This window comes from Burkholderia lata, from assembly GCF_902499335.1.
Classification (GTDB): Bacteria; Pseudomonadota; Gammaproteobacteria; order Burkholderiales; family Burkholderiaceae; genus Burkholderia; species Burkholderia lata_B.
Genome location: NZ_CABVQK010000001.1, coordinates 307,560 through 333,543 on the forward strand (window position 1 = coordinate 307,560; position 25,984 = coordinate 333,543).

Annotated in this window: 28 protein-coding genes; 17 read left to right on the forward strand and 11 right to left on the reverse strand. The window is 64.4% G+C overall.

The window, feature by feature from the left end:
- Window positions 1–24 precede the first annotated feature (24 nt).
- Together catA and catC are read left to right on the forward strand one after the other, a co-directional pair.
- Window positions 25–927: a catechol 1,2-dioxygenase gene (gene catA, locus BCO18175_RS01420; protein WP_174917622.1), complete on the forward strand. Its 903-nt coding sequence runs from the start codon at window positions 25–27 to the stop codon at window positions 925–927.
- Between the two features lie 43 nt (window positions 928–970).
- Window positions 971–1,261 (forward strand): muconolactone Delta-isomerase, encoded by a 291-nt coding sequence (gene catC, locus BCO18175_RS01425; protein ID WP_011355923.1) that lies wholly within the window; start codon window positions 971–973, stop codon window positions 1,259–1,261.
- 101 nt (window positions 1,262–1,362) lie between these two features.
- Here catC and BCO18175_RS01430 read toward each other — a convergent pair whose 3' ends face one another.
- Window positions 1,363–2,553 (reverse strand): hypothetical protein, encoded by a 1,191-nt coding sequence (locus BCO18175_RS01430; RefSeq protein WP_174979041.1) that lies wholly within the window; start codon window positions 2,551–2,553, stop codon window positions 1,363–1,365.
- Between the two features lie 149 nt (window positions 2,554–2,702).
- Window positions 2,703–3,491, reverse strand: coding sequence for an NAD(P)H-dependent oxidoreductase (locus BCO18175_RS01435; RefSeq protein WP_174979042.1), 789 nt, complete (start codon window positions 3,489–3,491; stop codon window positions 2,703–2,705).
- Window positions 3,492–3,577: 86 nt separating this feature from the next.
- On the opposite strand from BCO18175_RS01435, the gene BCO18175_RS01440 reads away from it, so the two are divergent.
- Window positions 3,578–4,471 (forward strand): LysR family transcriptional regulator, encoded by an 894-nt coding sequence (locus BCO18175_RS01440; RefSeq protein WP_174968294.1) that lies wholly within the window; start codon window positions 3,578–3,580, stop codon window positions 4,469–4,471.
- A 164-nt stretch (window positions 4,472–4,635) separates the two neighbouring features.
- Window positions 4,636–5,040 (forward strand): DUF2471 family protein, encoded by a 405-nt coding sequence (locus BCO18175_RS01445; protein WP_174979043.1) that lies wholly within the window; start codon window positions 4,636–4,638, stop codon window positions 5,038–5,040.
- 201 nt (window positions 5,041–5,241) lie between these two features.
- On the opposite strand, the gene BCO18175_RS01450 is transcribed toward BCO18175_RS01445, so the two are convergent.
- Window positions 5,242–7,275, reverse strand: coding sequence for an NADPH-dependent 2,4-dienoyl-CoA reductase (locus BCO18175_RS01450; protein WP_174979044.1), 2,034 nt, complete (start codon window positions 7,273–7,275; stop codon window positions 5,242–5,244).
- 75 nt (window positions 7,276–7,350) lie between these two features.
- Here BCO18175_RS01450 and BCO18175_RS01455 point away from each other — a divergent pair, with 75 nt between their 5' ends.
- From BCO18175_RS01455 to BCO18175_RS01465, 3 genes are all read left to right on the forward strand, one after another.
- Window positions 7,351–8,433 carry an AraC family transcriptional regulator gene (locus BCO18175_RS01455; protein WP_174979045.1) on the forward strand — a complete coding sequence of 361 codons (1,083 nt, stop codon included), beginning with the start codon at window positions 7,351–7,353 and terminating at the stop codon, window positions 8,431–8,433.
- A gap of 96 nt (window positions 8,434–8,529) precedes the next feature.
- Window positions 8,530–9,075: a hypothetical protein gene (locus BCO18175_RS01460; protein WP_174979046.1), complete on the forward strand. Its 546-nt coding sequence runs from the start codon at window positions 8,530–8,532 to the stop codon at window positions 9,073–9,075.
- On the forward strand, window positions 9,072–9,674 hold the full coding sequence (locus BCO18175_RS01465) for a hypothetical protein (protein WP_174979047.1): 603 nt from the start codon (window positions 9,072–9,074) through the stop codon (window positions 9,672–9,674). The genes BCO18175_RS01460 and BCO18175_RS01465 overlap by 4 nt, the downstream gene beginning before the upstream one ends.
- 21 nt (window positions 9,675–9,695) lie before the next feature.
- Here BCO18175_RS01465 and BCO18175_RS01470 read toward each other — a convergent pair whose 3' ends face one another.
- The 3 genes from BCO18175_RS01470 to BCO18175_RS01480 all read right to left on the reverse strand — a co-directional run bounded on the left by BCO18175_RS01470 (window position 9,696) and on the right by BCO18175_RS01480 (window position 11,999).
- Complete coding sequence (locus BCO18175_RS01470; protein ID WP_174979048.1) at window positions 9,696–10,145, reverse strand: aconitase X swivel domain-containing protein; 450 nt, start codon at window positions 10,143–10,145, stop codon at window positions 9,696–9,698.
- A complete protein-coding gene (locus tag BCO18175_RS01475) occupies window positions 10,138–11,385 on the reverse strand; it encodes an aconitase X (protein ID WP_174979049.1) in 1,248 nt (415 codons plus the stop codon). The genes BCO18175_RS01470 and BCO18175_RS01475 overlap by 8 nt, the downstream gene beginning before the upstream one ends.
- Window positions 11,386–11,570: 185 nt before the next feature.
- Entirely contained in the window at window positions 11,571–11,999 is a 429-nt protein-coding gene (locus BCO18175_RS01480) for a MarR family winged helix-turn-helix transcriptional regulator (protein WP_174968287.1), read from the reverse strand.
- A 90-nt stretch (window positions 12,000–12,089) separates the two neighbouring features.
- Here BCO18175_RS01480 and BCO18175_RS01485 point away from each other — a divergent pair, with 90 nt between their 5' ends.
- The 7 genes from BCO18175_RS01485 (at window position 12,090) to BCO18175_RS01515 (ending at window position 19,367) form a co-directional block, all read left to right on the forward strand.
- Window positions 12,090–13,010 (forward strand): LysR family transcriptional regulator, encoded by a 921-nt coding sequence (locus tag BCO18175_RS01485; protein ID WP_174979050.1) that lies wholly within the window; start codon window positions 12,090–12,092, stop codon window positions 13,008–13,010.
- A 107-nt stretch (window positions 13,011–13,117) separates the two neighbouring features.
- Complete coding sequence (locus BCO18175_RS01490; protein ID WP_174918896.1) at window positions 13,118–13,549, forward strand: MarR family winged helix-turn-helix transcriptional regulator; 432 nt, start codon at window positions 13,118–13,120, stop codon at window positions 13,547–13,549.
- A gap of 64 nt (window positions 13,550–13,613) precedes the next feature.
- Window positions 13,614–14,708, forward strand: a complete 1,095-nt coding sequence (locus BCO18175_RS01495; protein WP_174979051.1) for an HlyD family secretion protein — start codon at window positions 13,614–13,616, stop codon at window positions 14,706–14,708.
- A 13-nt stretch (window positions 14,709–14,721) separates the two neighbouring features.
- A complete protein-coding gene (locus tag BCO18175_RS01500; RefSeq protein ID WP_174979052.1) occupies window positions 14,722–16,296 on the forward strand; it encodes a DHA2 family efflux MFS transporter permease subunit in 1,575 nt (524 codons plus the stop codon).
- 19 nt (window positions 16,297–16,315) lie between these two features.
- Window positions 16,316–17,752 (forward strand): efflux transporter outer membrane subunit, encoded by a 1,437-nt coding sequence (locus BCO18175_RS01505; protein ID WP_174979053.1) that lies wholly within the window; start codon window positions 16,316–16,318, stop codon window positions 17,750–17,752.
- 198 nt (window positions 17,753–17,950) lie between these two features.
- A complete protein-coding gene (locus tag BCO18175_RS01510) occupies window positions 17,951–18,526 on the forward strand; it encodes a hypothetical protein (protein WP_254607938.1) in 576 nt (191 codons plus the stop codon).
- 136 nt (window positions 18,527–18,662) lie between these two features.
- A complete protein-coding gene (locus BCO18175_RS01515) occupies window positions 18,663–19,367 on the forward strand; it encodes a hypothetical protein (protein WP_174979054.1) in 705 nt (234 codons plus the stop codon).
- 46 nt (window positions 19,368–19,413) lie between these two features.
- Here BCO18175_RS01515 and yfcF read toward each other — a convergent pair whose 3' ends face one another.
- From yfcF to BCO18175_RS01535, 4 genes are all read right to left on the reverse strand, one after another.
- Window positions 19,414–20,046 (reverse strand): glutathione transferase, encoded by a 633-nt coding sequence (gene yfcF, locus BCO18175_RS01520; protein WP_174968278.1) that lies wholly within the window; start codon window positions 20,044–20,046, stop codon window positions 19,414–19,416.
- A gap of 143 nt (window positions 20,047–20,189) precedes the next feature.
- Window positions 20,190–20,600, reverse strand: coding sequence for a TIGR02594 family protein (locus tag BCO18175_RS01525; protein WP_174979579.1), 411 nt, complete (start codon window positions 20,598–20,600; stop codon window positions 20,190–20,192).
- Between the two features lie 211 nt (window positions 20,601–20,811).
- Entirely contained in the window at window positions 20,812–21,039 is a 228-nt protein-coding gene (locus tag BCO18175_RS01530) for a hypothetical protein (protein ID WP_174979581.1), read from the reverse strand.
- Between the two features lie 43 nt (window positions 21,040–21,082).
- The gene (locus BCO18175_RS01535) at window positions 21,083–21,343 is read right to left on the reverse strand and encodes a hypothetical protein (protein ID WP_174979055.1); all 261 of its coding nucleotides are present in this window, start codon (window positions 21,341–21,343) and stop codon (window positions 21,083–21,085) included.
- Window positions 21,344–21,550: 207 nt separating this feature from the next.
- Between BCO18175_RS01535 and BCO18175_RS01540 the strand changes: the two genes are divergently transcribed.
- The 3 genes from BCO18175_RS01540 (at window position 21,551) to BCO18175_RS01550 (ending at window position 25,154) form a co-directional block, all read left to right on the forward strand.
- Entirely contained in the window at window positions 21,551–22,462 is a 912-nt protein-coding gene (locus tag BCO18175_RS01540; RefSeq protein ID WP_174979056.1) for a LysR substrate-binding domain-containing protein, read from the forward strand.
- A 128-nt stretch (window positions 22,463–22,590) separates the two neighbouring features.
- Window positions 22,591–23,907, forward strand: coding sequence for an MFS transporter (locus BCO18175_RS01545; protein WP_174979057.1), 1,317 nt, complete (start codon window positions 22,591–22,593; stop codon window positions 23,905–23,907).
- 11 nt (window positions 23,908–23,918) lie between these two features.
- Complete coding sequence (locus BCO18175_RS01550) at window positions 23,919–25,154, forward strand: metal-dependent hydrolase family protein (RefSeq protein WP_174979058.1); 1,236 nt, start codon at window positions 23,919–23,921, stop codon at window positions 25,152–25,154.
- A gap of 161 nt (window positions 25,155–25,315) precedes the next feature.
- Here the strand turns inward: BCO18175_RS01550 and BCO18175_RS01555 are convergent, their stop codons facing one another.
- Window positions 25,316–25,603 (reverse strand): hypothetical protein, encoded by a 288-nt coding sequence (locus BCO18175_RS01555; protein WP_174979059.1) that lies wholly within the window; start codon window positions 25,601–25,603, stop codon window positions 25,316–25,318.
- Between the last annotated feature and the right edge of the window lie 381 nt (window positions 25,604–25,984).

Genomic DNA, 25,984 nt, shown 5'->3' on the forward strand with positions numbered 1-25,984 from the left:
CGACAACCGAAACCGGAGACACAGATGAACAAGCAAGCCATCGACGCACTGCTGAAGACCTTCGACGACGCCGCCGAGAAGCCGGGCAACCCGCGCGTGCGCGCGATCGTCAACCGGATCGTGAAGGACATCTGCTACACGATCGAGGACTTCGACGTGCAGCCGAGCGAATTCTGGACGGCGCTGAACTACCTGAACGAAGCCGGCCGCGAATTCGGGCTGATCGCCGCGGGCCTCGGCCTCGAACGCTTCCTCGACGTGCGCATGGACGAAGCCGAGGAGAAGGCCGGCATCCAGGGCGGCACGCCGCGCACGATCGAAGGGCCGCTGTATGTCGCCGGTGCGCCGGAATCGGTCGGCCATGCGCGTCTCGACGACGGCACCGATCCGGGCCAGACGCTCATCATGCGCGGCCAGGTGCTCGGCCAGGACGGCTCGCCGATCGCGAACGCGCTGGTCGAGGTGTGGCACGCGAACCATCTCGGCAACTACTCGTACTTCGATCAGTCGCAGCCGGCGTTCAACCTGCGCCGCTCGATCCGCACCGATGCCGAAGGTCGCTACAGCTTCCGCAGCGTGCTGCCGGTCGGCTACAGCGTGCCGCCGGGCAGCAAGACCGAGCAACTGCTCGACCAGCTCGGCCGCCACGGCCATCGTCCGGCGCACATTCACTTCTTCGTTTCGGCGGACGGTTATCGTAAGCTGACGACGCAGATCAACATCGATGGCGATCCGCATCTGTGGGACGACTTCGCATTCGCGACGCGCGACGGGCTGATCCCGCCGGTGAAGCAGGCCGAAGGCGCGGAAGGCAAGCCGTATGGCGTCGACGGGCAGTTCGCGCTGATCGACTTCGATTTCTCGCTGCTCAAGGAAAAGCAGGACGTGCCGGGTAGCGACGTCGAGCGAGCCCGCGCGCAGGCGTGAGCGGCCTTCCGATTCGACGAACCGATAACGCAAGGAGTGCAGGATGCTGTTTCATGTGGAAATGACCGTCCGTCTGCCGACGGATATGGATCCGGTCAAGGCGGCCACGCTGAAGGCGGAAGAAAAGGCGATGTGCCAGCGGCTGATGAACGAAGGGACGTGGCGACATCTGTGGCGGATCGCCGGGCAGTATGCGAACGTCAGCATCTTCGACGTCGAAAGCGTGCAGCAGTTGCATGACCTGCTGAGCCAGTTGCCCCTGTTCCCGTATATGGAGATGGAAGTGCGGGCGCTGTGCCGGCATCCTTCTTCGGTGCGGGAAGACGATCGGTAAGCAGCCGGTCGAGCACTGACAACACGGGCGGCCTGCGATTACCTCGCAGGCTGCCCGTTTCGTTTCGTCATCCGCAGCGGTGGATCGGGTTGCCGCGCGCCCTACTTCTGCTTCTGCGCCTCCATCTTGTCGGCGACTTCGTCGCCATACACCTTCGCAACACGTCGCGCGACGATCGCCTGCATCAGCGTCTTGTCGAAATCGTCGGCGGTTTTCCAGCCGCTGCCCTCCTTGACGAACGTGAAATCGCCTTTCAACTGCAGCATCGACGGCGCGCCGATCGCGCCGAGCAGCCGGTCGCGATAATCGATCAGCAACGGACACGACACATGGTCGCCGTCGATCTGCTTGCAGTCGGCGGCAGGCATGACGCCGAGCACGCTGCTCGTCAGCGTCGTCGGCTCGTCGTCGCCGGGCAGCGGCTTGCCGTAGCTCGGCGAACGCTCCGACACATTCTTGTCGAGTTGTGCGACACCCGCCATGAAAGCCGTGCTGATGACGTCGCGGCCGAGCGGCGCGCCGAGCTTCGGATTGAGTCCCTGCGCACTGTAGCGAGCCGTCACGTATTCAGACGGGAACATCTGCACGGCAAAAGCGCTCTTGTCCTTGTCGTCGTGCCGGACCACATAGCCGAGCGTCGTATGCTCGTCAGCGATACTCAGGTCCGCCAGACAGCCCCGCACTTGATTCGCCTCGTCGTAACCGACTTCGCGATGGTTGCTGATGCGGGGAAAGGGCATGCTGCCCTGGTCCAGCATCTGCATCGGGTTCTTGCGCATCATGTCCATGCGCGCGCCGAACATCAGCGCACTCAGCGCCTTGGTCGTGCTCGATGCGCTGCATGCGGGCGCCGATGCGGGCCACAACAGGTAGGCGCCCACCGCCAGCGCGGCAGCCAGGCCGCCGAAGCCGATCAGCATCTGCTTCTTCTTTTGCTCGCGCTGCATCGATGCGACCGTTTCGTTCCGACGCTGTTCGAACCGGGGCGGATCGATCTCCTCCAGCACCGTCATCAGGACGATTTTCGCGTTGCCGCTCGCGTAGCGGCCGTCCAGCAGTTCATGCGTGGCCTTCGCCTCGGCTTCCGCCGTCGTGTAGCCCTCGGCGATCAGCCAGTCGAGCATCTTGCGCGCGGAATCGGTGTCGGGAAGCTCGGCCGGTGCGTCCCTCAGACGCTGGGTGACGCGCGCCGCCTGCTCCTCCGTCAGATAGCCGCCGGCTTCGAGTTCGATCAGCAGGACGGCGCGGTTGTCATCGATCGGTTCTGCCTGGCCCGGTTGTTCGGAAGTCATCGTTGTTGTTCTCCGTCGAGACCGACTCGCTGCGCGGGATATGCCGGCTTATTGTGTAGACGAATCGTGTCGGTCTCCGGAAATTACTTGATTCGAGCGCATGTGTCGATATGCCCGCGCGTCGCTTTCTCGCGCGGGCCTGCCATGCGTCATCCATGCGCGTGCGCCAAGTGCGCCGCAAACCCCACCTTCCCCGGCGCGATTTCTTCCTTCAGCGTCAACGCCGGAATCTCGTAATCACCCGCGTTCTGCCGCCGGAACGGAATCGGCTGCGCGGTCGATAACGCATCCAGACGCTTGCCGAGCGCCGCACGCGTTTCGTCGAAGCGCGCGTCGTTCATCTTGCCCGTCCGGTAGATCACGAACGGCGGCAACACATCGAACCCCGGGTAGTACAGCACGCCGTGCTGGATCGGAAACAGCACGTCGTCGATCGGCCCGTTGATGCCGCGCGGGCTGTAATGCGATTCCCACCCGCCCGTCGTGACGATCACCATCGCGCGCTTGCCGGCAAACGAGCCTTCACCGTAGCGATCGCCCCAGTGCGTATCGGAATGCTCGCCGACGCCGTATGCAAAACCGTAGGCATACACGCGCTCGAACCAGCCCTTCATGATCGCCGGCATCGAGAACCACCATAGCGGAAACTGCAGGATCACCGCATCGGCCCACTTCAGCTTCTCCTGCTCGCGTGCGATGTCTTCGCTTTGTGTGCCCGCCGCGAACGCGCGCTTCGAGTCGAGCGACGGATCGAACCGCGCGTCGGGCGCACGATCGGTCACGTCGCTCGCATCGAACGCCGCCTTCCAGTTCATCGCATACAGGTCGGTCACCTGCACCGTGTGGCCGGCCGCTTCGAGATGCTCGACGGCAAAGTCGCGCAACGCACCGTTCAGCGAACGCGGTTCGGGATGGGCATACACGATCAGCACATTCATGTTCGTCACTCCGTGGATTGAATGACTGCAGGATGCCGTTACCCACGGTATATTTGAAATGAATTCCTGATATTCCAGGTATAGCCATGAATAATCTCAGGCGACTCGATCTCAATCTGCTCGTCACACTGGACGTGCTGCTCGCCGAACACAACGTCACGCGCGCTGCCGAGAAGCTGAACATGTCGCAGCCATCGGTCAGCGTGCAGCTGCAGAAGCTGCGCGACGTGTTCGGCGATCCGCTGCTGCTGCCGGGGCCACGCGGGATGCGGCCTACCGCGCGCGCGGAAGCGCTGCGCGAACCGTTGCGCGATGCGCTCGAAGCGGTCGAGCGTGCGGTCATTCCGGCCACGCCGTTCGATCCCGCCACCGCGACGAACACGTGGCGTGTGGCAGCGACCGACTACGGCGAATCGACGATCGTGCTGCCCGCGCTGAGCGCGTTGCGCTCGGCCGCGCCCGCCACGCGACTCGCCGTCGTCGAACTCGTGCCGCCGCGCATCGAGCAGGATGCCGAACGAAACGGGATCGATCTCGCCTTCCACACATCCGAAGGGTCGCCGCCCGGCATGCGGCGCTTGCCGCTGTTCGCCGAGCGTTACGTGCTCATCGGCCGCGCCGGGCACCCGAAGTTGAAGCGACGCCCGACGCTCGCGCAGTTCGGCACGCTCGAACACGTCATCGTGTCGCCCGACGGCGGCGGTTTCTTCGGCGTGACCGACGAAGCGCTCGCGAAGGTGGGCGCCGCCCGGCGTGTCGTGCTGTCGGTGCCGCACTTCCTGTTCGTGATGTCGGCGGTCGCGAGCACCGATCTCGTCGCGATGCTGCCCGAGCGGCTGGTGCGTGACGTACCCGCATTGCGTGTGGTGGAAGCGCCGGTCGAGGTGCCCGGCTATGAAATGTCGATGCTGTGGCATGAGCGCGTGCATCGCGATCCGGCGCACCGGTGGTTGCGGGAGACGATCGCGGCAGCGGTGTAGATCGTTCGCCTGTCCGGTGCTGCCACCCGCTTCGATCGCCGTCACACAAAATCCTTCATCCGGGGCTTGAAACCGCACCAAACACTGTATATATTTACAGTGCTTTTGCACCATTTGACCCGAATTCCGTCATTCACAGACGAACGGACTTTTGTGAGGCGACCATGTTCCAGGCATCCGCATTCGATCCCGAGCAACCCGGCTTCAACCCCGTCCACTTCGAGCGCGCCGCGCAGCGGGCGGTCGTCGATCTGCAGCGTGTCGCGGGCGGCCCCGCGCAGCGGGCGCTCGGCCTGCGGCGCCGAACCCATCCCGCGGCCGTCCGCACGATGAGCTGGCAGGCGCTGCTGAACGTCGAAGAGCTGGCATTCTCGAATGCCGGCTTCCTGAACCGCAACGATCCGGCCGTCGTCGACGCGTTCATCCGGCTGCGCGACAGCCGCCTGGTCGCCTCGGATGTCGAGGAGCCGGTCGACTGGCGCCGCGACGATGACGACCTGCCGGCCATCTACCTGATCGTCAAGGCGATGCTGGAAGCGGAAGAGGAAGAGCGGGCCGAAGCGGCCTGAGCCGCGTGAGGGCCGTTCGCGTTCGCGGTCGCGGTCTGTCGGGATAGCGCCGCCACGTGACGTGGCGACGCGGCCGGCGCTGCTGCTCATTTCAGTCCTGCGCCAGCGAATCGACGCATCGAGCGGTGAGCCACGAATTGCCGCGCAGGCGGATCGCCGCCACGCGGCGTACGCCCGGGCGGCCGTTGCAGCGGCCGCCCGTTACAGCCGTGCCGCGAGCCGTGAGCCCTGATCGATCGCGCGCTTCGCGTCGAGTTCGGCGGCCAGTTCCGCGCCGCCGATCAGGTGCACCGAGCGCCCGGCCGCCTGCAGCGGCGCAAGCAGCGCGCGCTGCGGCTCCTGCCCCGTGCAGAGCACGATCGTGTCGGCTTCGATCAATTCGTGATCGGTGCGCTGCTCGCCGTACGACACGTGCAGGCCGCGCGCATCGATCAGCTCATAGTTCACGCCGCCGATCATCTTCACCTGCTTCATCTTCAGCGTCGCGCGGTGAATCCAGCCGGTCGTCTTGCCGAGCCCCTTGCCGAGCGGCGCGGCCTTGCGCTGCAGCAGCGTCACTTCACGCGCGGGCGCCGTGACCTGCGCACGCGTCACGCCGCCACGCGTCGCGGCCGGGTCCGTCACACCCCACTCGGCCTTCCACTCTTCGAGATCGAGCGCCGGCGATTCACCCTCCTGCACCAGATACTCGGCGACATCGAAGCCGATCCCGCCCGCGCCGACCACCGCGACACGCCGGCCGACCGGCTGTTTGCCTGCGAGCACGTCGATGTAGCTGAGCACGTTCGGCCCGTCCTGCCCCGGAATCTTCGGGTCGCGCGGCGCGACACCGGTCGCGAGCACGATCTCGTCGTAACCGCCCGCGATCAGGTCGCTCGCGTCCACGCGGCGGTTCAGGTGCAGGTTCACACCGGTCAACTCGACCTGACGGCCGAAGTAGCTCAGCGCTTCGTGAAACTCTTCCTTGCCCGGAATCCGCTTCGCCATGTTGAACTGGCCACCGATCTCGGCCGCGCCGTCGAACAGGTCGACCTGATGGCCGCGCTGTGCGAGCACGGTCGAGCACGCGAGCCCGGCCGGCCCCGCGCCGACCACCGCGATGCGCTTCGGCTGCGCGGCGGGCGTGTATTTCAGCTCCGTCTCGTGGCACGCACGCGGATTCAGCAGGCATGACGCGATCTTGTTCTTGAACGCGTGATCGAGACACGCCTGGTTGCAGCCGATACAGGTGTTGATCTCGTCGGCGCGGCCCTGCGCGGCCTTGATCACGAACTCGGCATCCGCGAGCAGCGGGCGCGCCATCGACACCATGTCCGCGCAGCCGTCCGCGAGGATCTGCTCGGCCACTTCGGGACGGTTGATCCGGTTGGTCGTCACGAGCGGAATGCCGACCTCGCCCTTCATCTTCTTCGTCACCCAGGCGAACGCACCGCGCGGCACCGACGTCGCAATCGTCGGCACGCGCGCTTCGTGCCAGCCGATCCCCGTGTTGATGATCGTCGCGCCCGCGCGCTCGACGGCCTTCGCGAGCTGCACGGTTTCGCTCCAGTCGCTGCCGTCCGGAATCAGGTCGAGCATCGACAGCCGGTAGATCAGGATGAAATCGCGGCCGACCGCTTCGCGCGTGCGCTCGATGATCTCGATCGGCAAGCGGATGCGGTTCTCGTACGAACCGCCCCACTGGTCGGTGCGCTTGTTCGTATGCATCGAGATGAACTGGTTGATCAGGTAGCCTTCGGAGCCCATGATCTCGACGCCGTCGTAGCCGGCTTCACGCGCGAGCTTCGCGCAGCGGACGAACGCGCGGATCTGCCGTTCGACGCCGCGCGCGCTCAGTTCGTGCGGCGCGAACGGCGAGATCGGCGACTTGATCTTCGACGGCGCGACCGCGAACGGGTGATAGCCGTAGCGGCCCGTATGCAGGATCTGCAGCGCGATCTTGCCGTCCTCCGCGTGCACGGCATCCGTGACCTCGCGATGCCGCCGCGCGGCGGCCGACGTCATCAGCGTGCCGCCGAACGGCTTGGTCCAGCCGGCCACGTTCGGCGCGAAGCCGCCCGTCACGATCAGGCCGACGCCGCCGCGCGCGCGTTCGGCGAAATATTCGGCGAGCCGCGGCAGCGTCTTGCGGCTGTCCTCGAGGCCCGTGTGCATCGAGCCCATCAGCACGCGGTTCTTCAGCGTCGTGAAGCCGAGATCGAGCGGTGCGAGCAGGTGGGGAAAAGTCGTGGTCATGATGATCGTGCCAATAAGCGATGCGTGACATCGTAGGCGCGCGCCGCCTTGAACGTGAGGGGGCAAACAGCCATAATGCTTGTCATTTCCGGCCAAATCGACATGACCTCCCCTCTCGCCAAGGACCGCCTCGGGCTGCGCCGGCCGACGATTCCGGTCGCCTATACGCGCCTGCTGCTGCAGGCGCTGGCCGCGCGCGGCGTCGACCTGGCCGCCGTGCGCGCCGGCACCGGCCTGCGCGATGCGGTGCTGGCCGAACCGGACGCGCGCGTCGCGCCGTCGCAATGGGGGCGGCTCGTGCTCAATGCGATCGAGATCGGCGGCGATCCGGGCATCGGGCTCGCGTTCGGGCTGCTGCTGAAGCCGACCGTGCACGGCTTTCTCGGCTACGCGACGCTGACCGCGCGGGACATCCGCGAGGCGCTATCCGTCACGCAGCGCTACTTCCGGATGCGCAACCGCCAATATCGCCTGACCTATGCAGAAGACGAACGCGGCGCGACGCTCGAACTGCATGGCGTGCAGGCGAGCCCCGTGCTGCAGCATCACGTGATGTTCGAATTCGTGCTGACGGGGCTCGCGCAGAACATCTCTCAATGGGCCGGGCGCACGTCGCCGCCGATCACGCTGCAATTCGCGTGGCCGGAGCCGCCCTATTTCGCGCGCTATCGCGACCAGTTGCCACCGGTCGAATTCGGCTGCGCCGCTAACGCGCTCTGGATCGCACACGACGTGCTCGACTGGCCGCTACCGCTCGCCGACGAAGTCGCGCACCGGCAGGCGCTCGTGCAGGTGGAGCGTGAGTATGCGCAGGTGCGTCAGGACGAAGGCGATCTGGTCGAGCGCGTGCGCGCGGAGCTGGCACGCGGGGCCGGCGATTACCCGGGGCCGGAGACGCTCGCCGACGCGCTGCTCGTGTCGACACGCACGCTGCGGCGCCGGCTGGAGGAAGCCGGTTCGAGCTACCGGCAATTGCTCGACGAAGCGCGGTTTCGCGACGCGAAGCAGTTGCTCGCCGCGTCGGATCTCGACCTGAAAACGATCGCCGAGCGGCTGCAATTTACCGACCCGGCAAATTTCACGCGGGCGTTCCGGCGCTGGGCCGGGCAGACGCCGAGTGCTTACCGGGAGGCGGCCGCGGGTGCCGCACGCGAGTAATGCGAAACTGCGAGCGGCACGTCGCCCCCGCCCGCGATTTCATCGGTATGATCAATGCCAAGCCCAAGCGGCGCCCGCCGGCGCACTCTCCGCCCCATGCCCGACCACACCACCCTGATCGAATCGACGATCGACCGTATCGACACGAACCTCATCCGTGTCGCGTCCGATATCAAGAAGGTGCCGCTTTATCGTCTGACGATGCAGGACGCCTGCTACTTCATCGCGGCGGACGATATCGATGCAGAAGCGTTCAAGCAGATCGATCGATTGAAGCCCGGGATGGCGGTGCGCGCGTGTGTCTTCGACGATCGAGGCCGCCGTCGAATCGCGTGGATCAGGAGCAACGACCTGGCGATCGCGCCTTACGATGCGTTCCGACAAAAGAACAGCAACCTGTCGCTGCTCGCGTGGGCGTCGTGCATCTTCATGCTGAGCCTGCTGATCGACGGCGCCGCCTTCAAATCGGGCTGGGCGTTCGTCGGCGCGGTGACCTTGGTCGTGGGCATCATCAGCCTGCTGGGCACCCTGCTTGCGATCGCCGGCCTGTCCGAACTGGTCTTTCGGCCTCAACGGCGCGAAGCCCAGGAAAAGTGGCAATACGAACCAGCCGGTTTCACGGTGGAACGGAGCAACGGATGACCGATCGCGCCATGCAGATCGCGTCGGGCTGCGTGAAGTCCGTCAGCCAGAAAACGATCAGTACGAAGGTCTGGAGCAACAACCTGGGCATGACCACGCAAAGCATCGAGGAGATCGCACTCCAGCTCGACACGATCGACGTACCGCTCACACTCAGGACGGACAGCACGCGAAGCGTGTTCATCGTCGCGGGCGACCGGTTGACAGTCGCATACGCCCAAAGTCAGGATCGCCGCGCCATCTACGCTATCCGCAACGTGACCGACGGCTCGGTGTATCTCGTTCGCACCGCGAAAGTCGTTGCTGCCCGCACCGATGTTGTTGCAACGATCGGCCTGCTGGTCGCCATGGCCATCACCGTCGGCCTCGTGTCCGCGATGGAACGCAGCACGGACAGCGCGCTGGAGATATCCACATGGTTCGGCGGAGCCGCGATCGTCTTCTTCCTGCTGAGCACGATCCTGCGCACCGTGTTCGGCGCAATCGTGTGGCCCGAGATCCGGCGGCTCAGGCAACCCGGCGGCAAGCGCGAAATGAATGCCGCCCGGAACGCACTGTCACTCGCAAAGGAAGAAACGCCGCACATTCGCTTTATCTGAGCCGCCCCGGCGCACGACGCGTCACCGGTCGACGCAGATCCGCGCGCCGCCGTCCCCCTCACCCGCTTCGATCCGCACATCGCCCGTAGCGGCGACGATCGCGTCGTACACCTCATCGGTCACGCACACCACCGGCACCGCGATCGCATACAGCTCGGCAGCCACGATCGCGCCGATCGAGATGATCAGGTCGCGCTCCTTCAGCACGATCCCGACCGGCCCCGTGCCGTTGCGCACCGCTTCCGCGAGCACGCTGCTGCTCGAACTCGATCCCTTCGCGTGCGGCATCACCATCACCTTGCCGGCGAGGCTCGCGCCGGCCTGCGGATGCCCGCGATCGACGATCTTTCCCACGCCGGAGTCGTAGCCGCCCCAGAAGCTGAGCGGCTTGTCGAGCACGAACGGGCACGCGCATGCGCTGCCCGGCACGAGCGTGTCGCCCGTCAACACCTTGCGCGTCGCTTCAGTCATCGAATCGCACCTTTCCTTCATACGCCGAGCGCACGCATTCGCGCATGCTGCCGTACGCGACCGTCACACCGATGTTCGCGGGCGCATACGACGCCCATTTCCCCGAATTGGTCATCACGAGCCCCGACAGTTGCTTCATCACCGGCGTGATGTACGTGCACGTGTCGACGACGATCTGAATGCCGCGCGCAGCGAATTTCTCCGCGAGGCCGGCTTCGTCCAGCTCCCACAGGATGAACCGGCTCGTGTTCACGTAGAAATCGCAGGCCGGCTTGCCGTCGAACGCGTCGAGCAAGGCATCGAGCGTGCGGAATTCGGCGAGCGAGAAATGCGGCGTGCCGAGCGCCACCGCGACGAGCGTGTCGCCAGCCGCGCCGTGGTTCAGCGTGCGGCGAATCTCGTCGAGATCGGCCATCGTCACGTCGACCGTGCGCTGCGCCGCTTGCCCGTGCAATGCGGCGTCGAGCGTGGGCGCTTCCGGCGTCACGCCGACCGCATGGAACAGCGCGACGGCCCCGCTCGATGCGGCGGCCGCACCGAGCGCCTTGAGCTCGTCTTCGGTGGTGTCCGCCGGCAGCCCGACGATCGCCGGCACGACCGCGCCCGCGATCCTGCCGATCAGCAGCCCGAGCGCGGCGAAATAGATGTCGCGCGACGGCAGGCGGCTGAAGTCCGGTGCGTTGAACACGATCCGCGCGGCGCGGTTCGCTTCGACATGCAGCCCCGCATACGGCGCACGCCCGGTGATCGCGGCGGCCAGGTCGAGAAAATCGCCGTACCGGCTCGTCCGCGCGCCGAGCACCGAATTCGCGAACACGATCGCGTTCGATTCCGCCCATGCGATCTGCTCGCCTTTCGCGGGACGGTTCTTCAGCTGATATGGCGCGCACGTGAAACTCGATTCGCAGCCGAGCTGCAGATGCGCGTCCATCAGGCGCTGCGCGTCGCGCTGGATCGTGCGGTCGCCGTGGTACAGCTCGGGATGGATCAGGTCGAGCGACCCGACGTTCAACGTGGTCGGCACCGCGACCTTCGCGCCGGTGTCGACGAAATACTCGACGAAGTCGAGGCTGGTCTGGCCGTGGTAAAGGCAGCCGTCGATATGGGCGGACGTGATGTCGATCAGGTGCGGCGCGGACATCACTTGCGCCGTGCGCGCGACGATCCGCATCGCGCGCGCGACGCCATCGCCGAAATCCCCGCGCAGCATCGCGCTGTCGCGGTCACTCAACTGCAGCATCGGTTGCTCCTCTGACGCGTGCCGGCGGCGCCGGCCCGTGAAACCCGTCAGGGGACTCTACAACTGGAAATAAAAACTGTCCAGATCGACATCAATCCGGACAGTTTCAAAAACCAATTTCCACTCTCCAGCGCCACCAAAGCGACCAATGGATCGAATTCCGTTCCAGTTTGCCGCCGGTCCGTCTAACGTCCCGCGGTCACACTGAACAGCTCGTCGCGCAGCGCCTTCGCGCGGTCGCGGCCGAACTGCGTCTCGAATTCGTCCTGCGCGGCCTGCCACGCGACTTTTGCCTGCGCGAACGTGCGCTCGCCCAGCTTCGTGAGGCTCAGCGCATGCGCGCGCGTATCGTGCTCGGACGCGGCCGTCGCGACGAAGCCGTCGCGCTGCAGCGGCTTCAGCGCGCGCAACAACGTCGTGCGATCCATCACGAGCGTATCGGCGAGTTCGCTCATCAGCAGGCCGGGCTGGCGCGTCAGGTTCGCCATGATCGAGAACTGGGCGGGCGTGACGCCAACCGGGGCCAGATGGCGCTCGTACAGTTGCGTGACGAAGCGCGCCGCCTGACGCAGCGCGAGGCAGTTGCACGCGTGGGCAATCGAGGTGTCGTTCATGCTTCGCAATTTATATGTGCATATGCATAAAGTCAATGTACACTCCGCCGTAACAAGGCCGGTGGCCGGCCTCGCGTCAAGGAGACGGACATGGACTACATCGACAAGCTGCGGATTTTCCGGTCGGTGGTGGAGATGCGCAGCTTCACGCGCGCCGCCGACATGCACGGCCTCGCGCGGCCTGTCGTGTCGCGCGCGGTCGCGGATCTGGAAGCGCGTTTCGGCAGCCGGCTGCTGCACCGGACCACCCGCCAGGTATCGCTGACCGAAACGGCCGAGCGCATCTACGAGCGCTGCGCCGCCGTGCTCGACGAACTCGACTCGCTCGAAGCGGAAGCGCAGACGCACACACGCGAGCCCGAGGGCCTGCTGCGCCTCGTCGCGCACACGACGGCCGCGCTGAACCAGCTGGTGCCGCTGATCGCCGGCTTCAAGGCCGCACACCCGAAGGTGCGCCTCGACGTGACGCTGACCGAGCGCCCGGTCGATCTGGTCGGCGAAGGCTACGACATCGGCATCGTCGTGCCGTACATGCTGACGAGCGAATCGACCGTCGTGCGGCTCATCGAGCGGATTCCGCTCGTGATCGTCGCGACGCCCGCGTATCTGCGCACCCATTCACGCCCGGTCACGCCGGCCGATCTCGCCGACCATCCGTTCGTGCCGATGTCGCCGTCGCTGCGCCGGCCCGCGCTGTCGTTCCGCGTTGACGGCAACACGCTGACCGTGCCGTTCCGCTTCGACATCTCGTCGAACAGCCCCGTCTTCAACCGCGAAATGGTGTTGCATGACTTCGGCATCGGCGTCGTGCCGAAGACGCTCGTCGGCGCCCAGCTCGCGTCGGGCGCGCTCGTGCAGTTGCTGGCCGACGCCGATCTCGTCGATGCGTTCGTCGAGATCAAGCTCGCGTACGCGAACCGCGCGCTGCTGCCCGCGAAGGTCAAGGCGTTCATCGACTACACGGCCGCCTACTGCGACCGCGAAGGCTGGATTGTTCCGGCGGCGGCCTGATCCGGCGCGCGAACGCACCGGTCTGCCGTCGATTGGTACAGCCACGACACCAATCTGATCCTGCCCCGACCATCGATTCGCACCACCCTTCACCCCAATATGTGTACATGCACAAGACAACGCTCACCGATGACGATTGCTTCGCGGTCCGGCAAGCCGCCCGCCGGATCTCGCAGTTCTACGAGCGTTATCTGTCGCGGGCGGGCGTGACGGCGTCGCAGTACAGCATTCTCGCGCTGCTGCGCGACCGGCCGGGACTGACGATGGCGACGCTGTCGGCCGTGCTGGTGATCGAACGCACCGCACTACTGCGCGCGCTCAAGCCGCTCGTCGGCGCGGCGCTGGTGGCAGGCCGGATCGAGCCGCCGTGCCGCCGCCAGACGTTCGCGCTGACCGCGCACGGCGAAACGAAGATCGCCGACGCGCAGGTGCACTGGCTCGCCGCGCAGGAAGCGTTCGAGCAGCGGTTCGGGTCGACGCAGGCGGCCCGCCTGAGAGACGAATTGTTCCGGATCACGCACAACCTGCCGGAACGCTAGCCCCTTCCCCGATCGACGACATGCCGTCGATCGCTTTGATAAGTGCATATACATAGGTGAATCGATGGATACGACCCAAGCCGCTGCGTCATCACGTGAAGCAGCCACTCTCGACCGGCCCGCGAAGCAACAGCGCCGCGTGCCGTGGATGCGCATCGCGGTGGGTGCCGTCGTCATCGTCGTCGTCGCCGCCGCGCTCGACTGGCTGTTCGTGCTGCGCTTCCAGGAAAGCACCGACGATGCGTATGTCGGCGGCGACGTGACGGTGCTCGCACCGAAGGTCAACGGCTTCGTCGACAAGATCCTCGTGACCGACAACCAGCGCGTGAAGGCCGGCGACGTGCTCGTGCAGCTCGATGCGCGCGACTACGACGCGAAGCTCGCGCAGGCCAGCGCCGAAGTCGACAGCGCGCGCTCCGCCGTGACCGAGCTCGAAGCGAAGCAGCAACTGCAAAATGCGGTGATCGGCCAGCAGGCGGCCGACAAGAACGCATCGTCGGCCGAGCTGACACGTGCCGCCTCGGATCGCGTGCGTTACCGCGAGCTCGTCAAATCCGACGCCGTGTCGAACCAGATCGTCGAACGCGCGGACGCCGATTACTCGAAGGCCGGCGCCGCCGTCGAGCGCAGCGACGCCGCGCTGCTCGCGTCGAAGCGTCAGCTCGACGTGCTCGGCGCGCAGCTCGCCGATGCGCGGGCCCGCGTGAATACCGCGCTTGCCGCGCAGCGCGTCGCCGCGCTCAACGTCGAATACACGACGATCCGCTCGCCGGTCGACGGTTACGTCGGCAATCGCACGGGCCGCGTCGGGATGCTCGCGAACGTCGGCGTGCCGCTGCTGACGGTCGTGCCGGCTTCCGGACTGTGGATCGATGCGAACTTCAAGGAAGACCAGCTTCGCAAGATGCACGCGGGCGATCGCGTCGACGTGTCGCTCGATGCGTCGAGCACGAAGCTGCACGGCCGCGTCGACAGCCTCGCGCCCGCCACCGGCGCCACCTTCAGCGTGCTGCCGCCCGAGAACGCGACCGGCAACTTCACGAAGATCGTCCAGCGCGTGCCCGTGCGCGTGCATCTCGATCCGCAGCCGGGCCTCGACCACGTGCTGCGCCCCGGCCTGTCCGCGGTCGTGACCGTGCATACCGGCCGCGCGAGCTGAACGGGAGACGACGATGACCACCGCGTTTTCCGGCGACCCGGCGTCGCAACCGACCAAGCAGCGCGTGTTCGCCTTCGCGCTGATGTGCGTCGGCTTCTTCATGGCGACGCTCGACATCCAGATCGTCGCGTCGTCGCTACGTGACATCGGCGGCGGCTTGTCCGCGAGCCAGGACGAACTGTCTTGGGTGCAGACGGCCTACCTGATCGCCGAGATCATCGTGATCCCGATGTCGGGCTGGCTGTCGAAGGTGATGTCGACGCGCTGGCTGTTCGCCGCATCGGCGGTCGGCTTCACGATCACCAGCATGCTGTGCGGCGTCGCATGGGACATCAACTCGATGATCCTGTTTCGCGGGCTGCAGGGTGCGCTCGGCGCCGCGATGATCCCGACCGTATTCACCACCGCGTTCGTGCTGTTCCCCGGCAAGCAGCGGCTGATCGCATCGACGACCATCGGCGCACTCGCGTCACTCGCACCGGCGATCGGCCCCGTGATCGGCGGCTGGATCACCGATCAATGGTCGTGGCACTGGCTGTTCTACCTGAACCTCGTGCCGGGTATCGCGGTCGCCTTGCTCGTGCCGCGTTACGTGCACATCGACGAACCCGACCTCAGCCTCATCAAGAGCGGTGACTATCTCGGCATCGTGCTGATGTCGGGCTTCCTCGGCTGCCTCGAATACGTGCTGGAAGAAGGCCCGCGCAAGAACTGGTTCGGCGACGACGCGATCGTGATCTGCGCGTGGATCTCCGGCATCTGCGGCTTCCTGTTCATCGTGCATGCGCTGACCGCGAAGGATCCGGTCGTCGACCTGCGCGCGCTCGTCGTGCGCAACTTCGGGATCGGCAGCCTGCTTTCGTTCGTGACCGGCATCGGGATCTTCGTGACTGTGTTCCTGACGCCGCTGTTTCTTGCGCAGGTGCGCGCGTTCAGCTCGCTGCAGATCGGCATGGCGCTGTTGTCGGTCGGCGCGTTCCAGCTGGTTGCGCTCTGCGCGTATGCGTTTGCCGCGCGCTTCTTCAGCCTGCGCGCGCTGCTTGTATTCGGGCTGATCTGCTTCGGGCTCGGCTGCTACCTGTACACGCCGATCACGCACGACTGGGGCTGGCGCGAACTGCTGCTGCCGCAAGCGCTGCGCGGCATCGGCCAGCAATTCAGCGTGCCGCCGATCGTGACGATGGCGCTCGGCTCACTACCGCAGTCGCGCCTGAAATCGGCGAGCGGCCTGTTCAACCTGATGCGCAATCTCGGCGGTGCGATCGGCATCGCGGTGAGTGCGACGATGCTCAACGACCGGCTGAACTTTCACTACCTGCGCCTGAACGAGCACGTGAGCGCCGGCCAGCCGCAGGTCGCATCGCTGCTCGATCGCCAGGCCGCGTACTGGACATCCGTGGCCGGCAACACGCTGGACACCGCGCAAGCCGGGCTCGCGAACCTGCACCACCTGATCTATCGCGAAGCGCTGACGCTCACTTACGCAGATGCGTACTACGCGCTGTCGCTGTGCTTCGTTGTCGCGCTGATCGCGGTCGTCTTCTCCAAACCCATTTCCCTGAACGCGCCGCCCCCGGACGCGCACTGAGGTTGAGGTCATCATCATCATGAAAAAACTTCTCGTCGCCCTCGCCGTCAGCGCACTCGCCGCAGGGTGTGCGGTGCAGCCAGCACAGCATCCGGCGCTTCAGGATTCGGTTCGAACGCTCGCGCCCGATGCATGGGATACCGACGTGCCGCGCGCGGACATCGACGCCGCCGCGTGGTGGGCACAATTTCACGACCCCGTGCTCGACCGGCTGATCGCCACCGTGCTCGACGGCAACCTCGATCTGCAGGCAGCAGCCGAACGCGTGAAGCAGGCGCAGGCGCTGACCGTGCAGAAGCGCGCGGTGCTGCTGCCCGAACTCGACGCGACCGCGCATGCGGCCGACGCCCGCCAGAACACACCGCCGCCGCTCGGCTATGTGCGGCAGGCTGGCGCGGGACTCGCGCTGAGTTGGTCGCCCGATGTGTTCGGCGGCGAACGGCTCGATCTGCTCGCCGCGCAGGCCGAACTCGTCGGACAGAAGCATGCGGAAGATGCGATGCGGCTCGCGCTCGCGGCCGATGCGGCTTCCGCGTATGTCGATCTGCGCTGGGCGCAGCAGGAATTGAAGATCCTGCAGGACAACGCGAAGATCCGGCAGCATGCGCTCGAACTCACGCGCAAGCGGCAGGCGTTCGGGCTGTCGACGGAACTCGACGTCACACGTGCGCAGAACCAGCTCGATGCACTCGAAGCGCGGATTCCGCCGACGCAGGCGCAGGTTTCGCATCAGCTCAATCTGATTGCGGTGTATTCGGGGCGCACGCCGAAATCGGTCGATCGGCTGGTGCTCGCGCAGGCCGGGGAGATTCCGGCGCCGCCGGTTGGCTCGCCGGGGACGTTGCCTTCGCAGGCGTTGCTGCGGCGGCCGGATGTGCTGACCGCGTATGCGCAGGTCGAGCGGCGGGCGGCGCAAGTCGGTGTCGCGAAGGCCGAGCGGTATCCGAAGTTTTCGTTGAACCTGACGGACGGGATTCTGGCGGCTTCGTATCTCGGGTTGCCTACGTTGACCGATAACCTGTTCAGTGCGGCGTTGAGCGCGACGAGCCCGATCTTCAATGCGGGGCGGATTACCGCCGATATCTCGCAGAGCGAAAGCCGGATGCGCGAGTCGGAACTCGGGTTACGGCAGACGATGCTGCAGGCGTTGCGGGAAGTTGAGGATGCGCGGGCGAATCTCGTCAGTTCCGATGAGGCGTCACGCAGGCTGGGTAGTGCGCTTTCTGCGTCGGACAAGGCGCTTGGGCTGGCGAATCAGCTCTATAAGGGCGGTGCGACGGACTTTCTGGATGTGCTGTCCGCGCAGGAGGTGTATCTGCGGGATTCGGATTCGCTCAACCAGGTCAAGCGTGAGCACGCGCTGGCGGCCGTGGCGCTGTATCGGTCGCTTGGGGGTGGGTGGAGCAGGAATGACGCGGCGGGTGGGCAGGAGGTGGAGGCTGTGGCGAAGGACTGAGCTGTGTAAGTCTAGACCCGCTCTGTCAGTCAGCGTCAGATTAGCTCTGAGCTTGCTTGGACGTCACCTCATCAAGGGCGGTGATCGACCCGAAGGGGACAGTCGCGGTTAGCGGAAACGGACATTGGGGAGGAATAGTGAAGGCCTCTGAGGCTCCCATGCCACAATGGCAATACCTCGTACTGCCCGCGACGATGTATGACTCTCACTCAACCAACTGCAAACACGACCCTATTCAGTTCATTCATAGCGGCCTTTCCGAAGGCGTTGCGCTCAGATGTGAGTGTCGTCGCGGATTTGATTGGACGTGGCAACGCGACCGATGATGGATTGCAGGTTGTTGTTCGAGGCGAATCGCTCTGCATCCCATATCGGATTTACGACAATCCCGACGAAACCTTGTTCACATGTCTGAATGAAATTCAAGCCACCGTATACGCGTGCTTGCTAACGAGACATCATGACGGCCATGTGCGCCAGCGCCTGATCGAACGGGTAATAGCGGCTCCTGAACCTTGGGTTGCACCGTTCGTTGTGCAGCTCTGCGGCGAATATGTCATTGAAATTCTCGATACCGTCGAAGCGCACTTGTCGTCCATGGATCAATGTATCTACGGAGCGTTCTTCCGAGAGAATTCGCTCTTTTTCCAAAGAACGCGCGATCGAATGATTAGCTACTGGGATTGCTACTACCGTTGGCTATACAAGCGGGAAGCTGACTATGTTGGATTCCGATTATTCAATCGATTCTGTGAATGGAGTGCTGCAGAATAAGCTGTTCCTCCACTACTAATCGAAGCGATTCTCGCCACGGGGGCGAATGTCTCTTCCTGGCCGATTTTCGCCGACGTGATCAGGCTGAATCGTTACAATCGCCCAGATGCCCCTTCGACAGAGTCGAATTCGAGACATGCTGACTTCCTATTTCTGGAGCGGCGACGCCATCCGCAGTCGACGCGTAAGTGACATCGTTCTATCAGGCACGGTCGACGTGCCCGTTCCCTCCGCACGCGTGCTTGCAGACTGGGAAAGAGAAACATCGTCGCGGCTCGTCCTGGAACCCGGGGACGTCGAGGCTATGCCTTTGGCGCGAACGCAAGCGCGCTGGCCGGACTATAAGCGCTGCGTGCAGGCAATGTCCGACTGGACGTGCGCACTAGGACTGCCCACCGTGCTTGCCTCCAGCGACGTAGCCCTCATGGCCTGTCGTGGCGCGAAGTACCACCATGACGGTGCGCAATATGGCAGTGCGGCCTTCTGCAATCTATTCCTGAGCGAGGACCGGGGGCTGGACTTGCATTTTCCCTCTACGGGCCATCGCATTCCCCTGACCCGGGGGACAGCTGTGATATTCGATACCGGCCAGCCTCATGGCGTCATTCAGCGCCGCAGCAGCGGCTTTAATGAGGTCGACTTCGCGACGGACCAGGATTGCATCCAGATATTCCTGACTTGGGAGCTTCCCATCGAAGATGCCCATGTTGGGCAAGCACTTAAGGTAGTCTTCGACGTCGCCCCTTCGACCTCGCTGCACCTGGATGAGGAGCAAGTCTGGTCGAACGGCGCACCAGCCGCTGTGTGTCCAGAATCTGGTCGCTGGTACCGGGTCGACTGATTGTTCAGGTCACACCCTGACGTCGCGCACAACAAAGATCCGAGAATTACAGCGGCGGCCGCTTCAGCTTCACCCAGCGCTGCACCGACGGCCGTTCCCACTGCGCACGCGCATAGTCGGCAAGACGCTGCGGCACCGGATCGTCGTTCAGCACCAGACGGTTCAGCATCACCGCCAGGTCGACATCCGCAATGCTCCACTCGCCGAACAGGTTGGCCGCGCCGGGTGCGAGCAGCTTGTCGGCTGCCGCGAACAGCTTCTGCGCGGCGGCCTGCGCCAGACTCGACAGCGGCTCGCTCGACGGCCCGTAGAACAGCACTTCGGTCGACCGCTCCGTGCGAACCGGCATCAGGTCGCTGCGCAGCCACGCCTGCACCTGACGCGCCCGCGCACGCTGGCGCGGCTCGACCGGATAGAGCCGCGTGCCCGGGAAAGTCTCGTCGAGATACTCGGTAATCGCCGACGATTCCGACAGCGCGAAATCGTCGTGCACGAGCGTCGGCACGCGCTGCGTCAGCGATGTCGCCGCGTAGTCGGGCGCGAAATGCGCGCGGTTGCCGAGATCGACGGTCACCAGTTCGTACGGCAGCGATTTTTCTTCGAGCGCAACGAAGACCGACATCGCGTAAGGGCTCGTGTATTGCGTATCCGCGTAGAGACGGAGATTACCGGTTTGCACTGCTGGCTCCTTGTGGGTGCGGATGCTCGCGGCTGCGGGTTGATGCGCCGACGGGCTCCGGGTGGGTCGATGCGGTTGTGTGACAGGTTAGCAGCGGCGGGTTTCGTGATGTTCGTTGTTTTGTATGTGCTGCAGCGGTGTGATCATGCGGCGTCGGGCCAGCGATAGCCGATCACTTCGTTCAACGGGTAGGCGAGTTCGCGTACTTCTTCCAGTTGATTGCCACCGAAGAGATACACCTGCTCGTCGTCGTGACGCAGGTAGAAACCGACATGCCCTTTCCAGCTTGCGGGGTCGTCGCGCGTCAGGATCGCGATGCAGCCGTAGACCGGGCGTTCCAGCGGCCTCCCCCATTCGAGCCACGAACGCGCGAGCGCAGATCCGGTGCCGCGAACACCGGCATGCGTCATGCACCAGTTGACGAATGACGAGCACCAGGAAATCTTGTCGTCGTAGCCGACCAGGTTCGTCAGGTTGTTGTATTCGACGATTCGCGGGTTGATGCTGCCTGGCGGATGGCGGCGGATGCCGAGTTCGGCCATCGCGACGGGCATCCACGGCGGATGGGCGGCGTCCGGTTTGCTCTCAGGGTTGAATAGGGTCACGTCGTTCTCGGGCGAGTGTGATGTGCGTTCAATCTTCGCATGAATACGATCCGCGACTGACGCAACGGCATGGAACCCTCAAAAAAAACACGGGGAAATCTCCCCGTGCCTTGCTCCTACGTCCACATTCGTCGCGCAGGCATTCCCGCGCGGTCACACGTTAGCGCCAGCCGCGATGCCAGCCGTAGTGCGGATGCCACCATCCCCACCCATAGTGCGGGTGATAGCGCCACGAATAACCGGGAGCCGGCATCACGCCGACCGGCGCAACATAGACGACGCCAGCGGGGGCGACTACCGGCGGTTCAGCCGGCGCCACCACGCAGCCGGACAGCGACGCGCCCAACAGCAGCGACGCGACCAGGGTGTAACAGGTTTTCGTTTTCATCATTGATCATCCAGACGTCGTTGCCATGTGTGGCGGACAGGCGTTACTGCCAGCCGGGATGCCGAGCGCGGTAGTACTCGAGCGCGGCATCACGCTCCTGCTCGGCTTGCCGGGCCAGTTGCTCCGCACGCGCCATGTGGCCGCCGAACTCGCCGCCATGTTCCTGCTGGATGATGTGCATTTCCTCGATGGACCGCTGAAGATCGTGCGTGGCGGCCATCGCCTTGTTGTGAAGCTCGTCGGCGAACGCGGCATTCGCCATCAAAGCGGCGCACAGAATCACGGGGATGGATTTGAGTTTCATGAGTGCAGTTCTTCCGTCTTGTCGTGAATGGGATTGTTGCTGCAGTAGTGAACGCCCCGTCCCGCCCCACTGTTGACGCCGCATTGCTCAGACTTTGTAAATCTGTATTACGCACCAGACGGTCGGGCTTTCACCCATGCGTCGGCTTGTGATTTCCTTTCGATCCGCGCTTATGATGTCGCGAGCCACAAGACCTTCACACCCGCCATGCGCATTACGCCCCTGCCGCCCCTTCAGTGCCTCGTCGCGTTCGAAGCCGCCGTGCGGCACGCGAGCTTCACGAAAGCCGCCGCCGAACTGCACCTGACCCAAAGCGCGATCAGCCGCCAGATCCAGCAGCTCGAGGAATTCCTCGGCCGCTCGCTGTTCGTCCGCGAGCATCGTTCGCTGCGGCTGACCATTGCCGGCGAGCAATACGCGACCCAGGTCCACCATCTGCTCACGCAATGCGCGGAAGCCACGCATGATGTGATGAAGCCGTACGGCGATCTCGAACTGACAATCGCATGCTCGTCAGGCGTCGCGCTGCTGTGGCTCACGCCGCGCCTGCCGGATTTCCGCGCCGCCTATCCGAACATCAAGCTGCGCTTGATCGTAAGAGATGGCCTCGCGTCGATGTCGCCGGCGGAATTCGATGTCGGCGTCTACTACGTGCGCCAGCAGGCCCCGGCCGAATACACCGCACGCCGCCTGTTCGACGAGGAAGTGTTTCCCGTCTGCGCGCCCGGCTATCTGGCCGGCCGCACGCTCGACGCAGCCGATCTTGCGAACGAGACGCTGCTGCGCCTCGAGGATGGCCAGCGCCAATGGATGTCGTGGCCCGAATGGTTCAACATGCATGACATCGATCGACAGAAGGCGTTGCCGCAGGACATCACGATCAATTCGTATCCGCAGATCGTACAGATGACCATTCTCGGCCAGGGTGTGTCGCTCGGCTGGCGCTACATGATCGACGCATGCATCGAGGCCGGCCTGCTCGTGCGCGTGACGGAAGCATCCGCGAGCCATGGCGGCGGCTATTACGTGATCTCGCCGAACGACCGCGCGCAGAACCAGGCAGCACGCCTGTTCACACGCTGGCTGTTCGAACAGGCGGAGAAGCAGACCGCGTCCTGAACGCGATGCATGCGTGTAGCGCATGCATGCATGCGAATCTTTCGTTTCAGAAAAAAATCCGGCTGTCCTTAGCATGGATTCACGCGGGGCAGCCGTCCCGTCTTCTGATTCCGATAGAGGAAGAGACCATGCAAGGAACGCTTTCCCCGCGCGCCGCGCCAGCCGTCGATACCGCAGTGCAGCAGCGCCGCCGCGCCATCGTCGCGACCGTGATCGGCAACGGTCTCGAATGGTTCGATTTCACCGTCTACAGCTTCTTCGCGGTCATCATCGCGAAACTGTTCTTTCCGACCGGCAACGAACTGACGTCCGTGCTGCTGACCGTCGCGACGTTCGGCGTCGGCTTCTTCATGCGGCCCGTCGGCGGCATCGTGCTCGGCATCTACGCCGACAAGGTCGGGCGCAAGGCCGCGCTGTCGCTCACCATCCTCATGATGGCAGCCGGCACCGCGCTCATCGGGCTCGCGCCGACCTACGAACAGGCCGGTATCGCCGCGCCGCTGCTGATCGTCGTCGCGCGGCTGCTGCAAGGTTTCTCGGCCGGCGGCGAGATGGGCGGCGCCACCGCGTTCCTCACCGAATACGCGCCGCCGGAGAAGCGCGCGTACTACTCGAGCTGGATCCAGTCGAGCATCGGCTTCGCGGTGCTGCTCGGCGCCGCGACCGGCACCTTCGTCACGACGTCACTCGACGTGCAGGCGCTGCATAGCTGGGGCTGGCGGCTGCCGTTCCTGCTCGGGATCATCGTCGGGCCCGTCGGCTACTACATCCGCAGCCATATCGACGAGACGCCCGCATTCAGTGCCGTCGAAGCGCAGGCGAAAGAGAGCTCGCCGCTGAAGGAGGTGCTGTCCACCTACCCGCGCGAGACGTTCGCGAGCTTTTCGATGGTCATTCTGTGGACCGTCTGCACCTACGTGCTGCTCTTCTACATGCCGACTTATTCCGTGCGCACGCTGCATCTGCCGCAATCGACCGGTTTCGCGGCCGGCATGGTCGGCGGGCTGATGATCATGTGCTGCTCGCCGATCGTCGGCCGGCTCGCCGACGTGTGGGGACGGCGCGTGTTCCTGTCCGGATCGGCGCTTGCCATCTTCGTGCTCGCGTGGCCGATGTTCGCGTGGATCAACCATGCGCCCGGATTCACGTCGCTGATCGTGTTCCAGGCCGTGTTCGGCGTGCTGATCGCGACCTACACGGGGCCGATCCTCGCGGCGTTCGCCGAACTGTTCCCGACCAAGGTGCTGTCGACCGGGCTGTCCGTCGCCTACAACTTCGCGGTCACGATCTTCGGCGGCTTCGCGCCGTTCCTGATCACGTGGCTCATCGCCCGCACCGGCAGCAACATGGCGCCTGCCTTCTACGTGACCCTCGCGGCGGCCGTCAGCTTCATCGGAACGCGCTTCGTGAAGGACACACGTCGCAACACGTCAACGACTCGATAAGGACCTTCTCCATGACCATTACCGTGCTTCACGGCGGCAACGTACTCGATCTCGAACAGGGCCTGCTGCTCGACCATCATCATGTCGTGATCGACGGCGACCGGATTGTCGAAGTCACCGATCGGCCGGTGGATTTTCCGAATGCGCAACTGATCGACGTGCGCGGCAAGACCGTGATGCCGGGGTTCATCGATTGCCATGTGCATGTGCTGGCTTCGAATGCGAATCTCGGCGCGAACGCGACGCAGCCGAATATTCTTGCCGCGATTCGGTCATTGCCGATTCTCGATGCGATGTTGTCGCGCGGGTTCACCAGCGTGCGCGATGCAGGCGGCGCGGACTGGAGCTTGATGCAGGCAGTCGAAACCGGGCTGGTGTCGGGGCCGCGGATTTTTCCGTCGGGAAAGGCGTTGTCGCAGACCGGCGGGCATGGGGACTTTCGGCCTCGCGGGGATTTGCTGGAGCCTTGTTCTTGCTGCTTCAGGACGGGGGCGATTGCTCGGGTGGTGGACGGGGTCGAAGGTGTGCGGCTTGCCGTGCGGGAAGAAATTCAGAAAGGCGCAACGCAGATCAAGATCATGGCTTCAGGGGGTGTTGCTTCGCCGACCGATCCGATTGCGAACACGCAGTACTCCGAGGACGAGATTCGGGCAATCGTGGATGAAGCCGAGGCCGCGAATACTTATGTGATGGCGCATGCGTATACGGGGCGGGCGATTGCGCGGGCGGTGCGCTGTGGGGTTCGGACGATCGAGCATGGGAATCTCGTGGATGAGGCGGCGGCGAAGTTGATGCACGAGCATGGCGCGTTTGTGGTGCCCACGCTTGTGACTTATGACGCGCTTGCCAAACACGGCGCGGAGTTCGGGATGCCGCCTGAATCAGTGGCGAAGGTGGCTTCCGTTCAGCAGAAGGGACGCGAATCGCTGGAAATCTATGCGAACGCCGGCGTGAAGATGGGGTTCGGGTCGGATCTGCTCGGGGAAATGCACGCATTTCAGTGCGGAGAGTTTCGGATCCGGGCCGAGGTGTTGGGGAATCTGGAAGCGCTCAGGCAAGCGACGACCGTGGCGGCGGAGATCGTCAACATGCAGGGGCAACTCGGAGTGGTGGCGGCGGGAGCGATCGCGGATCTGGTCGTGCTCGATGGGAATCCGCTTGAGGATATCGAAGTGGTGGCCGGTCAAGGTGAACGCGTCGAATATGTATTGCAGCGAGGGAAGATCGTGAAAGCGCGCGCGGGTTAGGGTTCGCGGTTGCGCGGGTCCCTCCGCATACGGCGGTCGTGACAATCGTTAAAGGTGAGCATCAACACGGACACCGCGCCCGCGATAGCGCCCGCTCTCAGTTATGTTCACGCGGAAACAGCAATCCAGCAGCAAGGGCCGCGCGAAGCGGCCCTTGCTGCTTATGCCTGTTCCTCTTCCTGGGCCGCCGCACCGTAAGGCTGCTCTCGCCAGTTCAGCGCGCTGTAGTCGGGCGTGATGATGACCTTTCGGTAATCAAAGTTGAACTCAAGATAGACGACATCACCCGGCTTGAATCCGAACATCTCGAAATGCAAGTCAATGGCGCGCATCCATGGCATGTACGGCTGGCCATCCTGCGGAAGGTCAGGCTTGTTGTCGAGGATCAGCGCAACCTCGGGATACTGTTTGAGCTTCTTGGGACGTGTCTTACTATAGGCGTTAGCCATTGCCGACTCCGGTGATGAGTTGGTGGTGGTCAGCGGGTCGTATGGGTTGCCGCCCATGCGGCCCGCGCTTCTTTGATGCCTTGGGTTTCCCCTTCTTTCTCCCCCTTCACTGGGTCTTGTTGGGCAAGACGACTTACGGTCGACCATCGGCGCGAAGGGGACTGCGTTCTACTCCCGATGGCGAGAAGCAAGGCTTCAAGACCAGTGTAGTCGCGCTGGCATCTCAGAAATGGGGGATTGAGGGGGATTGGCCGTTAGGTATAGGGAGGTGCGCGCCCGTGCCTAGTGCTCCAGGTCGGTGGTTTTGGGGGGCTTGTACCTACGAATCGCTAAGGCCGATCGATCCCAAACCATTTCAATTGCGGGGAAAACCTTGACCGC